A 15,521-nucleotide genomic window follows, 5' to 3' on the forward strand; every position below is an offset into this window, starting at 1 on the left:
GACCAATGCGGCACGATTGTGCCAGCGACGCGGTCGAGGTCTATTCGGGTTGCCCATTGCCTGACAGAATCTGTGCTGCGCCCCTGATGGCGACACGGAAAGCTTCGTCGAAGCCGACACCGCGCACCTGCCAGATGTAGGTCTTGCCGGCCATGGCCAGCCGCCAGTCGGCGATCCAGCCCAGTTCCTTGTCGCTCCAGACAAGGTTGCCGGAAAGCGCCTGGTCGGCACCGGCCTTTTTCGCGATGCTGTCGAGCTTGGTCATCTCGGCGTTGCGAAGTGTCTGATCGTCCAGCCCGGCCTGCGACAGCAGTGCTGCCGTTGGAAAACTCACCTGCATGGCCAGTGGCGCGGCGGCATTGCTGAAGGATTCGCGCATCAGCATGCCGCGCTCGTCATTGGCATCGAGCGCGGCATGCCTTGGGCCGCGTTCGGTCACCAAAAACACCGCCAGCCGTGGCCGCTCGGTCAGCCACGGCCTGCTGTCGAGCGAAGCCAGCACCGGGTCGATGTCAGCCGGCTTGTACTGGCAATAAAGATTATGAGGCCGATCGTACGTGCCCTGATCGTCATGGTTGGGAATGCCTTCCATGCGGTCGCGGTAGCGAAAGCCAGCGACGAAGCTGCCGGCCTTATCACGCAATACCGTCATTTCAGGTTTCGCCGGCAGGCGCTGATCACCGGAAATCCGCACCAGAACCGCGTCGAGACAGCGCTTGAAGCCGGACTGGCGGTTCTTCTCGTACTTGCCGTTGACGATGGTCTGCGAACTGTAGAGGTCTTCCAAAGTCCCCGCCATGACAGGGTGAACAGCCAAGCAGATGCTCAGCCCAATTGCCACCGGCGCAAAGCGTGAAAATCGAGTCATAACCAATCGTCCCGTTCGAAGACCCGCCAGAGCTGCGCTGCAATGAACTCTATCCAGTTTTTCAGTATTGCAGCTCGATTTTTAGTACCGGCTCCTGGTCCGGGCCAGAGCTTGCACCGGTGTGCTCGCCATTGACGCACCCATGCGCCACGCTTTAGCACTTCAGTCCCGGCGGCCGGGGGAGGGATTCTTCACGATGGATTTTGGCGGAGGCGACGAGATCCGCTTCGAACATCTGGGCCGGGCCGGCGTCGTCACCTTGACGCGGCCGCAGGCGCTCAATGCCTTGACGCACCGCATGATCGGGGCGCTCGACGCTGCCCTTTCCGCCTGGGAGACCGACCAGGGCGTCGATGTCGTCGTCGTCAGGGCCGAGGGCAGGGCCTTTTCGGCCGGCGGCGATATCCTGCATGTCTATGAGACAGGCCGGGCGGGAAAACCGCCGGTCGAGTTCTTCGCCGACGAATATCGCCTCAACGCCCGCATAAACAGTTATAGGAAACCTTATGTGGCCCTGATCGACGGCATCGTCATGGGCGGTGGTGTCGGAATCTCCTTCCATGGCTCGCACCGGGTGATGACCGAGAATGCCCAATTTGCCATGCCGGAGGTCGGCATCGGCTTTTTTCCGGATGTTGGCGCCAGCCACCTGCTGCCTGATCTCGGCGGCTCCTTCGGCATGTATCTGGCGCTGACCGGCAATCGCATCCGCTATGGCGATGCGCTGTGGTCGGGGCTGGCCACCCATACCATCAAGGCCGAGGACCAGGCTGGCTTCCTCGACCGCCTGGCGCTGACCGGCGATCCGGAATCGGTGCTGCGCGGCTTCTTCGTGCAGGCAAGGCGAGAAACCGACAGGCCGACGCTGGAGGCGATTGTTCGCCATTTTTCGCAACCGTCCCTGAACCGCGTCATCGACAGCCTCGAGCGTGCGGCCGCCGCCGACGAGTTCGCGGCAAAGACACTGGCGACGATCCGCACCCGCTCGCCGACCAGCCTGCGCGTCGCCTGGCGGCAGATCAGCGCCGGACTGACGCTGTCCATGGAAACCTGCATGAAAATGGAGTTCCGCATCCTCAACCGGATGCTCGCCGGCCATGATTTCTACGAAGGTATCCGCGCCGCCATCATCGACAAGGGCTCGAAGCCGCAATGGCGGCCGGCAAGCCTCGCTGCGGTTAGCGAAGCGGATGTCGACGCCTATTTCGCCCCGCTCGGCGAACGGGAACTCTTGATATGAGCGAGGTGACCTCGAGGCGCGTCGTGCTGCAGCCCTCCGGGGTGGAGGTGATCTTCGCCTGGTTCCAGCGCGTCATATCGGGCTACTGCCTGCTGTTCGGCATTCTCTACTGGATCAGGCTGATCGGCTTTTATCCGGGCACACTGTGGCGTTTCGACCTGATGCCCGTGCACTGGCAGGTCGCGGCGGTGGTGCTCGCCGTGTTCTTCCCCTTTGCCGCTGCCGGCCTGTGGATGCTGGCGTCCTGGGGCCCGGTGATCTGGTTCATTTGCGCGGTGACCGAGACGGTCATGTATGCCGGCTTTCCCGAGCTATTCGGCCATCGCTTGCTGATTGTCGTCTCGCATGCGGCGGTGGCGGTGCTCTACATTGTCTTCCGCGTCGTCATCTACCTGCAGAAGCGCCCGGTCCGCCACTAAGCCCTTGAGCACATTGGCGGCCCGGCTGTCGCCTCGAATGAGCCCCGCAATCGTTGCCGAAATCTTTAGGTTAATTATCCTTGCTCGGGTGACCGTTCGTTAAGCCTCTTGCGAAACCTCTTACCGGTAAGCTCTTGTTAGCCCTAGCGTTTAAGTCGAATTTTATGAGTATTCGATAGTGTCGCGATCAAGGTGAAAAACAAAAAATCACCAGGGCGACAAACGAGAGGCAAAGACAATGATCAATTCGCGTCCGGCGGCGAAGACCGCCAACGTATCCGACGATCGCCGCGAGGCTATCCGTTCCCTGTACATGGAATCGCTGCAGCTTGTTGAGCGGCTGCACCGCCGCCTGCTTGATGTGATCAAGGACGAATTCGACCGCAACGGCCGTTCCGACATCAATGCCATCCAGGCGCTGCTGCTGTTCAATATCGGCAATTCCGAGCTGACCGCCGGCGAGCTGCGCTCGCGTGGCTACTATCTCGGCTCGAACGTCTCCTATAATCTGAAGAAGCTGGTCGATCTCGGCTTCATCAACCACCAGCGCTCGCGCATCGACCGCCGTTCGGTCCGTGTCTCGCTGACGCCGAAGGGCAACGAGGTGGCGGAGGTCGTTGCCGGCCTCTACGAGCGTCATGTCGGCTCGATCGAACAGGTCGGCGGCATCAACACCGACGAGTTCAAGCAGATGAACCGCGCTTTGCAGCGGCTCGACCGCTTCTGGAACGACACCATCGCCTACCGGATGTAAGGCGTCGCATCGGATCCGGCCCGCGCCACAGAAGCGCGGCCGAAATATCGACCTTCAGTCAGGGCCGGTGCCGAGAGGCATCGGCCTTTTCTTTTCCTGATCCCAAAGCCCAAATATCCGGCCAGGTTTGCTTTCGCTGCAGCAGTGCCTAATGTCACGGCCTGGAGGGGCGCGTTATGGGTGAGGGAAAACGCACGAAGATTTGCTCGGTTGCCGCAGTGCTTTTGTTGGTCTCGCAAACGGCTTTTGCCGAGGAATGGTGGAAGGATTCTTTCGCTGGGGAAGGCAGCGAGCCCTGTGACAACAATGACTCGATAGTGACGTTTACCGACAAAGCAATGGAAATGTGGGAGGTCCGCTGCACGTTGGACAAGGTTCAGAAGATCAACCGCCTGGATGTCGTCATCCTGGATATGACGTGTACGGACGGCGAGAGCACAGACAAGAGGCGGGAGCTGCTGCTCAAACTCGAGGACAACAAAGTCCTGCGCTACCCCCAGCATGAGGTGTTGCAACGATGTTCGGAATTGAAGGCGAAGCTAGGTCCGGGCCCAAAGGTTGAAACCTCACACTGAGGGATCGTGAGGATAGGCAGCGCGTCTCGTGGAGCGGCCGAACCGCCGTCTGCTTGACGCGATCAAGGATGCCGATCGATACCGAAAAAGCACGGGCCTTTCATTTCGCTGCGGCGCCCGATGCAAATCGCGGGCCAAGGCCACGTTGCCGCCATATTCCAATGGAACCGAGAGTGGCAGTGATGCTGGTGTGAAGACCATGCGTTCACCCGCAATCTGTATCGCGCCTGGGCGCTGTCACACCAAGGTGATACGGAGCATGGTTGGCTAATTGTTAAGATTGCCAATTTTACAGTGCGGGCGAGATCGCCCGGTGATCAACGCAGCAAGTGATCGAACTGCTACAAATGTCTGGAACGTCCATGAGAACCAGCCGTCGTTTTTTCCTCTCCGGAGCCTCCGCGCTCGCAGCAGCGGTGGTCGCCGGCGGCGCCAATGCGCAAGATGTGATCGGTGATATCCTGAAATCCTCGGCGCGCGGCAATTGGGACGACCAGTTCGACGCCCGCGCCAGCGAGGGCGGCAAGGTGGCCTCGACGCTGCCGATCTTCAGCCCGCAGACCGTCGCCTTCACGGAACAGGCGGTCGGGCAATACCAGAACATTGTCGGGCAGGGTGGCTGGGTCGAGGTTCCCGCGACCAAGAAGCTGCAGCTTGGCGTCGATGATCCCGATGTGGTGCCGTTGCGCAAGCGGCTGATGGTTTCCGGCGACCTGTCGCAGAGCGCCGGCATTTCGACGGCTTTCGATTCTTATGTCGACTCGGCGGTCAAGCGCTTCCAGCTGCGCCACGGTCTGCCTGCCGATGGTGCGCTCGGCAAATACACCTATGCGGCGATGAACGTTTCGGCGCAGATCCGGCTCGGCCAGCTGCAGACCAATCTGCAACGGCTGCGCGAGAAGGCCGGCACGCTGGGCAGCCGCTACGTGCTGGTCGACATTCCGGCAGCGCAGGTCGAAGCGGTCGAGAACGATCGCGTCGTGCTTCGCCACACCGCGATCGTCGGCAAGATCGACCGGCAGACGCCGATCGTCAATTCCAAGATCAATGAGATCATCGTCAATCCATACTGGAACGCGCCCGTCTCGATCGTGCGCAAGGACATCATTCCGCTGATGCGGAAAAATCCCGATTATCTCAAGAACAGCCACATCCGCCTGTTCGCGCCCGATGGCAGCGAAGTCGATCCGATGAATGTGGACTGGTCGACCGACGACGCCGCCAAGTACCGTTTCCGCCAGGATCCCGGCTCGGAAAACGCCATGGCCTCGGTGAAGATCAATTTCCCGAGCCCTGACGGCGTCTACATGCACGACACGCCGCAGCAGAGCCTGTTCGGCAAGATGCTGCGTTTCGATTCCTCGGGCTGCGTGCGCGTGCAGAATGTGCGCGACCTCGTCACCTGGATCCTGCGCGACACGCCCGGCTGGGATCGCCAGCATTTCGAGGCGGCGATCAAGACCGGTGAAAACACGCCGATCCAGGTCACCAATCCGGTGCCGGTCCACTTCCTCTATCTCTCGGCTTGGTCGACCGGTCCGGGCGTGGTGCAGTTCCGCGACGACGTCTACGCGCTTGATGGCAACAACGAACTGCAGATCACGTCTGCGCTGTAAGCATTTGATTCTTATCTAAAAAGGCCGCCTCTCAGGGCGGCCTTTTTATTGATTGGGTGCCGCGGCGTTTTTCACGGGACGGGCGGCTGGACGGATCGGCCGGCTTTGCGCGCATGGTCGGCGGAAAGCCTGGAACCGGACCATGGAAGTCGCCGTCTTCATTCTGGTCGTGCTCGTCTTCGTGGCGCTTTCCGGCGCTCTGGTTCGCCTGGTGCGGGTACCGTTGCCGGTGCTGCAGATTGCGATCGGTGCCGCGCTCGCCTGGCCGGTGCGCGGCATCCATGTCGAGATCAATCCGGAACTGTTTCTGCTGGTGTTCATTCCGCCGCTGCTGTTCGGCGATGCCTATGGCGCGCCGAAGCGTGAATTGATGGCGCTGCGCAGACCGATCCTCGATCTTGCCATAGGGCTCGTCTTCTTCACCATCGTCGGCTTCGGCTACGCCTTGCACTGGCTGGTGCCGAGCGTCCCGCTGGTCGTCGCTTTCGCGCTCGCCGCGGTGCTGTCGCCGACCGACGCGGTGGCCGTGTCCTCGATCGTCGACAGAAATGTCGTCCCGGCGCGGCTGATGCACATTCTGGAAGGCGAGTCGCTGCTCAACGATGCGTCGGGGCTGGTCATGTTCCGCTTTGCCGTCGCGGCGGTGCTGACCGGCAGCTTTTCCCTTGCCGCGGCTTCGCTCAGTTTTCTCTATGCCGTGGCGATCGGCATCCTGATCGGCGTGGCGGCGCTGTTCGTTGCCGCCAAGCTGCTGCAACTGCTCAACCGGATCGGCGGCGTGCCGGCCGAGGCGCAGGTGCTGGTGATGGTCCTGCTGCCCTTCATCGCCTATCTCGGCGCCGAGCATGTCGGAGCTTCCGGCATCCTGGCGGCGGTCACCGCCGGCCTGCTCACCGGCGGCTCCGGCGTGTTTCGCTTCCTCGGTGTCTCGGCGCGCATGCAGACGATGTCGCTGTGGACGACGCTTTCCTTCGTTTTCAACGGCGCTCTCTTCATCGTGCTCGGCCTGCAGCTTCCCGACATCATCCGCCATGTGCCGCCGGAACTCATGAGCCTGCACCCGATCATCCAGCCGATCGCGACCGTCATCGCGCTGACGCTGTGCCTGATCGCGTTGCGCTTCCTGTGGATCTGGGTGGGCGATATCGCGGCCGGCATCGCCGCGCGTCTGGGCAAGCGCAAGGTGGAGCCGTTCGGGTTGCGCGTGCGGCTTGCCGGTTCGGTGGCCGGCGTGCGCGGCGCCATTACGCTGGCCGGCATATTGTCGCTGCCGCTCGCCATGCCGGACGGCTCGCCTTTTCCGGCGCGCGACCTGGTCATTTTCCTGGCCGCTGGCGTCATCATCTGTTCGCTGGTCTTCGCCAGCCTCGCTCTGCCGACGATCGCCAGGGGGCTGGTCGAACCGGGCGAGGATGCCGGCGCAGCCGAGGAGCGCCTGGCGCGTGTCGGCGCCGCCAAGGCGGCAATCGCACGCATCGAGAGCATCGCTGGAGTTGGTGACGATGAGGGAGGCGAGGTGCCCGGCGCCAGGCTTGCCGCCGCCGACAGCATCGTCGCCGGCTACCGGCGCCGCATCGCCGCCTCGGACGAAGCCGATGAGGCCCGCGCTGAGGCGCGCGAAGCCGGAAGGCTGGAACTCGAGCTGAGATTTGCGGGCATCGAAGCCGAGCGCGAGGCCGTACGCGCCATGTTTCGCCGGGGCGAGATCAACGACCACACGTCGCAGGCGCTGTTTACCGAGATCACGCTCACCGAGGCCTTGCTGAGAGGCCGCAAGGCGAGGAAATAGCGACCTGAAGGCTTCGCTGGCGCAATCCGGCCAGCAAATTTCGCGCCGCAAACGTGGCGGGGCGAAAACAACTGTGTTAATGGCCCGGCAAATGCAAGTCGCCCAAAAGTGTGCAGCGGTTTTGGGACAACGACTTGCATAAATCGAAAATTGCCCCCGAACCCCGAGGATTTCAGGCCATGGCAACAGCAGCGGCAGTGTCGAACAAATTCGAATCCTTCTTCGAAACCACGCTGGCCGATGCCGATCCGGAGATTTTCGGCGCCATCCGCAACGAACTCGGTCGCCAGCGTCACGAGATCGAGCTGATCGCCTCGGAAAACATTGTTTCCCGCGCGGTGCTTGAGGCGCAGGGCTCGATCATGACCAACAAATATGCCGAGGGCTACCCGGGCAAGCGCTACTATGGCGGCTGCCAGTTCGTCGACGTGGCCGAGGAACTGGCCATCGAGCGCGCCAAGAAGCTGTTCGGCTGCAACTTCGCCAACGTCCAGCCGAATTCCGGCAGCCAGATGAACCAGGCCGTCTTCCTGGCGCTGTTGCAGCCCGGCGACACTTTCATGGGCCTCGACCTCAATTCCGGCGGCCATCTGACCCATGGTTCGCCGGTCAACATGAGCGGCAAATGGTTCAAGGTCGTCTCCTATGGCGTGCGCCAGGACGACCATCTGCTCGATATGGACGCCATCGAGAAGACAGCGCACGAGACCAAGCCGAAGCTGATCCTGGCCGGCGGCACCGCCTATTCCCGCGTTTGGGACTGGAAGCGCTTTCGCGAGATCGCCGATGCGGTCGGCGCCTATCTGATGGTCGACATGGCCCACATCGCCGGCCTCGTCGCCGGCGGCGTGCACCCGTCGCCGCTGCCGCATGCCCATGTCGTGACGACCACGACGCATAAATCGCTGCGCGGCCCGCGCGGCGGCATGATCCTGTGCAATGACGAGGACATCGCCAAGAAGATGAATTCGGCGGTGTTCCCAGGCCTGCAGGGCGGCCCGCTGATGCATGTCATCGCCGCCAAGGCTGTCGCTTTCGGCGAAGCGCTGAAGCCAGGCTTCAAGGTCTATGCCGAGAGCGTTGCCGCCAACGCCAAGGCGTTGGCCTCCAGCCTCAAGGAGACTGGTCTCGACATCGTCTCCGGCGGCACCGACAACCATCTCATGCTGGTCGACCTCAGGCCCAAGAACGCCACCGGCAAGCGCGCCGAGGCGGCGCTGGGCCGCGCCAACATCACCTGCAACAAGAACGGCATTCCGTTCGACCCGGAAAAGCCGTTCGTCACCTCGGGCGTGCGTCTCGGCACCCCGGCCGGCACCACGCGCGGCTTCGGCCAGGCCGAATTCCGCGAGATCGGCAAGCTGATCGCCGAAGTGCTGGACGGTCTCAAGGTTGCGAATTCCGACGAGGGCAATGCCGCTGTCGAAGCAGCGGTCAAGGCCAAGGTCGTGGCGCTGACCGATCGTTTCCCGCTCTATCCCTATCTGGGCTGACGCGATAGGAAGTCTTACGGCCTGCTGCAACGACAAGCGTCGTTGCAGCAGGCCGGGGCGGCCGGCAGGAGCCTTGATGATGCGACCATTTCGTTTCGCCGACCTTGGCGCCGTTGGCGCTCTGGCCGCTTTGATCGCCGTGCCTTTCCCCGGCATCGCCTTGGCGCAAACCGCCTCTGCTCAACCCGCGCCCGCGCAACCCGCACCTCAGGCCGAGCCGGCGGCGCCCGCCCAGCCGGCACCCAAGCTCGAAACTTTCGGCAGATGGTCGACCCTGGTCGACGAGGTCGACACCGGTGAGGATCTGCGCAAGACCTGCGCTGCCTCGACCGCCTTTATCGGCGCGGGCGGCGTGCCCGGTACCTTGACGCTCGTCATCACGAACGGCGATGCACTGCCGCCGGATGCCTACCCGTCCGTAACGATCGCCGTCGACAACAAGGATCTGCCGGCCGGCAAGTCCGTCGCCGCCACCTTCGGCGACGACAAGGGCCGTGTTGCCGCAAAACTCCATTCTGATGGCGCCGTAAACGGCCGGCTCAGCTGGACCGTGGACAACCAGGCCAAGACCAGCCTGGCGCTCCTGCGCGCCATGCGGCGGGCATCGGTGCTTGACGTCTCCTTCGGCGACGCGCCGGTTGGAAGCATATCCATGGACGGCTTCACCAAGGCCTATCGAAGTCTCGGCACATCATGCGGATTTCCGACCGCCGACGTCGCTCCCTGAAGACATCGGTACGCTGTGCGGCCGCCTGGCGAGGCTGGCAATCCTGCTTGCGCCTCGCTATCTCTGTGCGATGAAGGGCGATTGTTGGCGACACTTTGCCATCGCTGCAAAAACCTCTAAGCCTTTCGCTTCACCAGATTCGCCAACCAAAGGCTTCTCCATGCGCTGTCCCTATTGCCAGTCAGAAGATACGCAGGTGAAGGATTCGCGCCCCGCCGAGGATGGCGCGGCGATCCGCAGGCGGCGCGTCTGCCCCGATTGCGGCGGTCGCTTCACCACCTTCGAGCGCGTGCAGTTGCGCGACCTCGTCGTGGTCAAGAAATCGGGCCGCAAAGTACCCTTCGACCGCGACAAGCTGCTGCGTTCGGTGGAGATCGCCGTGCGCAAACGCAATGTCGATCCCGAGCGCATCGACCGCGCGGTGACCGGCATCGTGCGCCAGCTCGAAAGTTCCGGCGAGACTGAGGTTGCTTCGGGAGAAGTCGGCCGGCTGGTCATGGAAGCGCTGAAATCGCTCGACGATGTCGCCTATGTGCGTTTCGCCTCGGTCTACCGCAATTTTCGCGAGGCCAAGGATTTCCACGAACTGCTGGGCGAGCTCAAGGGCGACGAAATCAAGGGTGAAGAGGAAGCCAGCTGAGCATGACTGCAAGCGAACAGGCCGCCCTTGATCGCCGCTTCATGGCGGCGGCACTCAGACTGTCGCGAAAAAATGCCGGGCGCACCGCGACCAACCCCTCCGTCGGCACGCTGATCGTACGCGATGACGGCAATGGCCCGATGATCGTCGGCACCGGCGTCACCGCTGTCGGCGGCCGCCCGCATGCCGAGACCGAGGCCTTGGCCGAGGCCGGCGACCTCGCGCGCGGCGCCACCGCTTACGTCACGCTGGAGCCTTGCGCCCATCACGGCCGCACGCCGCCTTGCGCCAATGCGCTGGTCAATGCCGGTGTCGCACGCGTCGTCGGTGCGGCCAGCGATCCCGATTCGCGCGTATCCGGCAAGGGTTACGCGATCCTGCGTGCCGCCGGTGTCGAGGTGGTCGAGAAGGTGTTGGCCGAGCAAGCCGCCGAGCAGATGGCCGGCTATTTGATCCGATCATTGAGAAAACGCCCGGAAGTGATTCTCAAGCTTGCGCTTTCCAGCGACGGCAAGATCGGCAGGGAAGGCGGTGGGCAGGTGTCGATCACCGGAGATATCGCGCGCCGCGAAGTGTATCTGATGCGGGCCGAGGCGGATGGCATACTGGTTGGTATCGGGACGGCCCTTGAGGATGATCCGGCCCTGACGGTGCGTTTGCCGGGGCTGGAGAACCGTTCGCCTGCCCGCATCGTGCTCGACCGCCAGATCCGGTTGCCGGAGGCCTCGAAGCTGGTTTCGGGCGTCGACCGGGTGCCGCTCTATGTCGCCGCTTGCCTGGAGGCCGATCCGCTGCGGCGGGCAGCACTCGAACGCGAAGGCGTGCGCTTCATCGGCACTGAAACACATGAGGGCGGCATCGCTCTGCCGGAACTGCTCGAGGATCTGGCCGCGCTCGGCATGGGCAGCGTGCTGGTCGAGGGCGGCGCCAAGGTGGCGAGCGCCTTCCTGGCCGATGGGTTGGTCGACCGCGTTGTGCTGTTCCAGGGGCCGGAAGCGATCGGCGACGACGGCATTGCATCGCCGATCGACGCCGACCATATCCCGGCAGGATTTCGCAAACTGCGCGACATGCGTTTCGGCGAAGACAGCTACGCCGAGTGGATAAGAGACCTCTAGGGATCAACACCAATGTTTACCGGAATTGTCACCGATGTCGGCACTGTCGCTTCCGTCGAGCCGCTCAGGGAAGGGGTGGGGCTGCGCATCGACACCGCCTATGATCCGCAGACCATCGCCATCGGCGCCTCGATCTCCTGCGGCGGTGTTTGCCTGACAGTCACTGCCTTGCCCGACAGCGGCTCGAACGCGCGCTGGTTCGAGGTCGAGGCTTGGGAAGAGGCGCTGAGGCTGACGACGGCCTCGGGCTGGAAATCCGGCACCAAGGTCAATCTGGAGCGGGCGCTGAAGATCGGCGACGAACTCGGCGGCCACATCGTTTCGGGCCATGTCGACGGCATGGCCGAAATCGTCGAGCGCAAGGATGAGGGCGACGCCGTGCGCTTCACGCTGGAGGCGCCGCGCGACCTGGCGAAGTTCATCGCGCCCAAGGGCTCCGTCGCGCTCGACGGCACCTCGCTCACCGTCAACAAGGTCGAAGGCACGCGCTTCGACGTGCTTTTGATCCACCATTCGCTGACCGTGACCACCTGGGGCGAGCGCAAGGTCGGCGACCGCGTCAACCTCGAGATCGACACCATGGCCCGCTATGCGGCGCGGCTGGTGGAGGCGACGAAAGAGGGGCTTTGATGACCAAGGACAGGGTGAATTCCACGCAGGAAGACAAGTTGATGCGTGAGGTGCAGGCCGATGTGAACACCGAAGAGCACTCGCAACTCGATCTGTCCGTCAACGACAGCAGAGTCTTCGTTGAAGCCTTGATCAATCCTCGATCGGTGAACGATCGTCTGCGCGATACCGTGCGTGGCTACCGTCACAATACAGGCGTATGAGCACTGGAAACCAATAAGTTCTGCGGACCTTCGGCAACGTGGACAATCTTCCGCTTGCGATGAACCCGGCTTCGGCCTAAGTCACCGGCAACTCCCCGGAGACTTTTATGGCTGGTACATCCCAACACGGCAAAGCCTTCATTCGTCCGAAGGCGAAGGCGCATCTGCTTATTGTCGAAGCGCGCTTTCACGACGACCTTGCCGACGCGCTGCTCGATGGCGCGACAAGCGCGCTCGATGAAGCGGGCGCGACTTATGATGTCGTCACCGTCCCAGGTTCGCTCGAAATCCCCGCGGTGATCACCTTTGCACTGGACGGCGCGACGGAAGGCGGCACACATTATGATGGCTTTGTCGCGCTCGGCACCGTCGTCCGCGGAGACACCTATCATTTCGACATTGTCGCCAATGAATCCAGCCGCGCGCTCATGGATTTGAGCGTGCAGGACTCTGTCTGCATAGGCAATGGCATCCTCACCACCGAGAATGACGCCCAGGCCTGGACTCGCGCCAAGCGCTCGGAAGGCGACAAGGGCGGCTTTGCCGCGCGTGCGGCGCTGACCATGATTGCCCTCAAGGAACAACTGGGAGCGCGATCGTGAGCGAACCCGCTTCGCCCGGCCAGCCCTCGGTGCGCCACGCCAACAAACGCGGCGCTGCCCGTCTGGCCGCCGTGCAGGCGCTCTATCAGATGGATGTCGCCGGCAGTGGCGTCTTCGAGATCACCGCCGAATACGAGGCCTTTCGTCTCGGCAAGGAAGTCGACGGCGCGCTCTACCGCGAGGCCGATGCGCAATGGTTCCGCGCTATTCTGGCGGGTGTCGTCGAGAACCAGAAGACCATCGATCCGATCATCCGCCAGGCGCTGACCGAGGACTGGCCATTGTCGCGGCTCGATTCGACGCTGCGCGCCATCCTGCGCGCCGGCGTCTACGAGCTGATGAAGCGCGAGGATGTCCCCGTCGCCGTCATCGTCTCCGAATATGTCGACATCGCTAAGGCCTTCTACGAGGAAGATGAGCCGAAGCTGGTCAATGCCGTGCTCGACCGTGTGTCTCGCCGGGTGCGTGGCGAGGGGCGCGGCAAGGACGCATCATGACGGCCATCGCCCTCGATGCCAGTCAGGAGGCGCGACGCACGGCGCTGATCCTGGCCGCCTCGCAGGCGATCATCGGCTCGGCGGCCCCCATCGCCATCTCCGTGGGCGCGCTGGCCGGGCAATATCTGCTCGGTCCCGACAAATCATTGGCGACAGCGCCGGTCACCGGCTTCAACATCGGCGTGGCGCTCGGCGCGCTGCCTGCAGCGGCCATCATCCGCAGCATGGGCCAGCGCGGCGGCTTCATGACCGGAACGATCGTCACGGCGCTTGGCGGCCTCGTCGCCACGCTTGCGCTTTTTCAAAGCAGCTTCTGGCTGTTTGCCTTTGGCTTGCTCACGATCGGTGTCGGCGGCGCCTTCGTCCAGCAGTTCCGCTTCGCCGCTGCCGACAACGCACCGCCGGAATTCAAGGCGCGCGCCATCTCCTTCGTGCTGGCCGGCGGCGTCGTCACCGCCATCCTCGGGCCGCAGATCGTCATCTTCACCCGCGAATTGCTTGCGCCGGTCATGTTTGCCGGTTCGTTCGTCTCCATCCTGCCGCTGGCCGCCGTCGGCGCCATCGTCCTGTCGTTCCTGCGGCTGCCGGCGAAAGCATCCGGCAAGGTGGAGATCGCCGACAGCGACGCCAGGCCACTGGCTGAGATCGTCACGCAGCCGCGTTTCGTCTGCGCGGTCGGCAGCTATGCGCTGATGAGCTTCGTCATGACGGGCGCACCGCTGGCCATGGTCGGTTGCGGCCTGTCGGAGAACGACGCGACGCTCGGCATCTCCTGGCACGTCATGGCGATGTTCGCGCCAAGCTTCTTCACCGGCTCGCTGATCCATCGCTTCGGCGCCGAACGCATCGTGGCCACCGGCCTGATCCTGCTCATCGGCTGCGCCATTGTCGCTCTGTCGGGCCTGGCGCTGTGGCAGTTCTGGACGTCGCTGATCCTGCTAGGCCTTGGCTGGAACTTCGGCTTCATTGGCGCGACCGCGATGGTGGCCGCCACCTACCGGCCGTCGGAAAAGGGCAAGGTGCAAGGCTTCCACGACTTCGTCCTGTTCGGCTCCGTCGCCTGCGCCTCGCTGATGTCGGGCATGGTCTACAACGCCTGGGGCTGGGAGATGCTGAACTGGATAGTCTTTCCGGTCACCGTCCTGTGCTTCGTGGCGCTCGGCGCGCTCAAGCTGACGAGCTTGCGCAAAGCCGAAGCCTGATCCATCCGCCGTTTCACCTGACACGGCGCTGTCAGCACGATGTCGGTCGAATTTACCGCTCCGGAACAAAAATATTGCGTCTGTACCTATTGTTATGAAACCGTGTGCCCCGACTGGCCGTTGAAGCCATGCTCATATGCGGTCACCGCGTTTCGGTTCATAGCAAGGGGTTTCACAATGTTTTCAGTCAAGTTTCTGGCCGGCGCGGCATTGGCGCTCGGCATCACGGTGGCTTCCGCCAATGGCCAGGTGGTTGTCTCTTCCAAGATCGACACAGAGGGGGGCGTGCTCGGCAACATCATCCAGCTCGTGCTCAACGCCAACAACATCAAGACATCGGACCGTATCCAGCTCGGTGGTACGCCGGTGGTGCGCAAGGCGATCACCGCCGGCGAGATCGACATCTATCCCGAATATACCGGCAACGCCGCTTTCTTCTTCGAAAAGGCCGACGACCCGGTCTGGAAAGACGCCGCCAAGGCCTATGAAACGGCCAAGAAGCTCGACTACGACGCCAACAAGATCGTCTGGCTGTCGCCGTCGCCCGCAAACAACACCTGGGCGATCGCGCTGCGCAAGGAAGTCGCCGAGACCAACAAACTCGCCACGCTCACCGACTTCGGCAAATATGTCGCGGGCGGCGGTCAGGTGGTGCTGGCGGCTTCCGCCGAGTTCGTCAATTCGGCGGCTGCGCTGCCGGCTTTCCAGACCACCTATGGCTTCACGCTGAAGCCGGACCAACTGATCACCCTTTCGGGCGGCGACACGGCAGCAACCATCGCAGCGGCCGCCAACCAGACCAACGGCGCCAATGCGGCCATGGTCTACGGCACCGATGGCGGCATCGCACCGTCCGGACTCGTCGTGCTCGACGACGACAAAGGCGTGCAGCCGGTCTACCAGCCGGCGCCGATCATCCGCGAAGCGGTGCTGAAGGAACATCCCGAGATCGAGACGCTGCTGAAGCCGGTCTTCGCCAAGCTCGACCTCGTCACGCTGCAGGAACTGAACGGTCGCGTGCAGGTCGGCGGCGAGCCGGTCAAGGGCGTCGCCGAGGACTTTTTGAAGAAGAACGGGTTTTTGAAGTAGTCAGTGACACCGGTGCAAGGCACCCCCCTCTGGAAGCTGCTGATCTCCCCCCTTGCGGG

At 63.0% G+C, this 15,521-nt stretch carries 17 protein-coding genes; 16 read left to right on the plus strand and 1 reads right to left on the minus strand.

All coding sequences use genetic code 11. From position 1 onward, the window contains the following. Window positions 1-40: 40 nt before the first annotated feature. Entirely contained in the window at window positions 41-817 is a 777-nt protein-coding gene (locus NKI66_RS28470; RefSeq protein ID WP_245273170.1) for a DUF8605 domain-containing protein, read from the minus strand. 247 nt (window positions 818-1,064) lie between these two features. On the opposite strand from NKI66_RS28470, the gene NKI66_RS28475 reads away from it, so the two are divergent. The 16 genes from NKI66_RS28475 to osmF all read left to right on the plus strand — a co-directional run bounded on the left by NKI66_RS28475 (window position 1,065) and on the right by osmF (window position 15,462). Beyond that, a complete protein-coding gene (locus NKI66_RS28475) occupies window positions 1,065-2,108 on the plus strand; it encodes an enoyl-CoA hydratase/isomerase family protein (RefSeq protein WP_023810221.1) in 1,044 nt (347 codons plus the stop codon). Beyond that, window positions 2,105-2,527, plus strand: coding sequence for a DUF6163 family protein (locus tag NKI66_RS28480; protein WP_023810222.1), 423 nt, complete (start codon window positions 2,105-2,107; stop codon window positions 2,525-2,527). Before NKI66_RS28475 ends, NKI66_RS28480 begins: the two co-directional genes overlap by 4 nt. Window positions 2,528-2,765: 238 nt before the next feature. After that, a complete protein-coding gene (gene ldtR, locus NKI66_RS28485; RefSeq protein ID WP_008875359.1) occupies window positions 2,766-3,281 on the plus strand; it encodes a transcriptional regulator LdtR in 516 nt (171 codons plus the stop codon). Between the two features lie 176 nt (window positions 3,282-3,457). After that, the gene (locus tag NKI66_RS28490) at window positions 3,458-3,856 is read left to right on the plus strand and encodes a hypothetical protein (protein ID WP_023810223.1); all 399 of its coding nucleotides are present in this window, start codon (window positions 3,458-3,460) and stop codon (window positions 3,854-3,856) included. Window positions 3,857-4,218: 362 nt separating this feature from the next. Further along, a complete protein-coding gene (locus NKI66_RS28495) occupies window positions 4,219-5,472 on the plus strand; it encodes a L,D-transpeptidase family protein (protein ID WP_023810224.1) in 1,254 nt (417 codons plus the stop codon). A 142-nt stretch (window positions 5,473-5,614) separates the two neighbouring features. Further along, entirely contained in the window at window positions 5,615-7,261 is a 1,647-nt protein-coding gene (locus NKI66_RS28500; protein ID WP_352753722.1) for a Na+/H+ antiporter, read from the plus strand. A gap of 179 nt (window positions 7,262-7,440) precedes the next feature. Next, window positions 7,441-8,754, plus strand: coding sequence for a serine hydroxymethyltransferase (gene glyA / locus NKI66_RS28505; protein ID WP_023810225.1), 1,314 nt, complete (start codon window positions 7,441-7,443; stop codon window positions 8,752-8,754). 76 nt (window positions 8,755-8,830) lie between these two features. After that, window positions 8,831-9,481 carry a hypothetical protein gene (locus tag NKI66_RS28510; protein ID WP_032909003.1) on the plus strand — a complete coding sequence of 217 codons (651 nt, stop codon included), beginning with the start codon at window positions 8,831-8,833 and terminating at the stop codon, window positions 9,479-9,481. Between the two features lie 160 nt (window positions 9,482-9,641). Then, entirely contained in the window at window positions 9,642-10,121 is a 480-nt protein-coding gene (gene nrdR, locus NKI66_RS28515; protein ID WP_023810227.1) for a transcriptional regulator NrdR, read from the plus strand. A gap of 2 nt (window positions 10,122-10,123) precedes the next feature. Beyond that, window positions 10,124-11,239, plus strand: a complete 1,116-nt coding sequence (gene ribD / locus NKI66_RS28520) for a bifunctional diaminohydroxyphosphoribosylaminopyrimidine deaminase/5-amino-6-(5-phosphoribosylamino)uracil reductase RibD (RefSeq protein WP_352753725.1) — start codon at window positions 10,124-10,126, stop codon at window positions 11,237-11,239. A 12-nt stretch (window positions 11,240-11,251) separates the two neighbouring features. After that, the gene (locus tag NKI66_RS28525; RefSeq protein WP_023810229.1) at window positions 11,252-11,869 is read left to right on the plus strand and encodes a riboflavin synthase; all 618 of its coding nucleotides are present in this window, start codon (window positions 11,252-11,254) and stop codon (window positions 11,867-11,869) included. Beyond that, window positions 11,869-12,072, plus strand: a complete 204-nt coding sequence (locus tag NKI66_RS28530) for a type II toxin -antitoxin system TacA 1-like antitoxin (protein WP_023810230.1) — start codon at window positions 11,869-11,871, stop codon at window positions 12,070-12,072. Before NKI66_RS28525 ends, NKI66_RS28530 begins: the two co-directional genes overlap by 1 nt. Window positions 12,073-12,179: 107 nt before the next feature. Beyond that, the gene (ribH, locus tag NKI66_RS28535; RefSeq protein WP_013532245.1) at window positions 12,180-12,674 is read left to right on the plus strand and encodes a 6,7-dimethyl-8-ribityllumazine synthase; all 495 of its coding nucleotides are present in this window, start codon (window positions 12,180-12,182) and stop codon (window positions 12,672-12,674) included. Then, window positions 12,671-13,171: a transcription antitermination factor NusB gene (gene nusB / locus NKI66_RS28540; protein WP_023810231.1), complete on the plus strand. Its 501-nt coding sequence runs from the start codon at window positions 12,671-12,673 to the stop codon at window positions 13,169-13,171. The genes ribH and nusB overlap by 4 nt, the downstream gene beginning before the upstream one ends. Further along, entirely contained in the window at window positions 13,168-14,373 is a 1,206-nt protein-coding gene (locus NKI66_RS28545) for an MFS transporter (protein ID WP_352753727.1), read from the plus strand. The genes nusB and NKI66_RS28545 overlap by 4 nt, the downstream gene beginning before the upstream one ends. 177 nt (window positions 14,374-14,550) lie before the next feature. Further along, window positions 14,551-15,462, plus strand: a complete 912-nt coding sequence (gene osmF / locus NKI66_RS28550; protein ID WP_352753729.1) for a glycine betaine ABC transporter substrate-binding protein OsmF — start codon at window positions 14,551-14,553, stop codon at window positions 15,460-15,462. Window positions 15,463-15,521: the final 59 nt, after the last annotated feature.

The organism is Mesorhizobium sp. M0518, from assembly GCF_040321125.1.
In the GTDB taxonomy this organism is placed as follows: Bacteria; Pseudomonadota; Alphaproteobacteria; order Rhizobiales; family Rhizobiaceae; genus Mesorhizobium.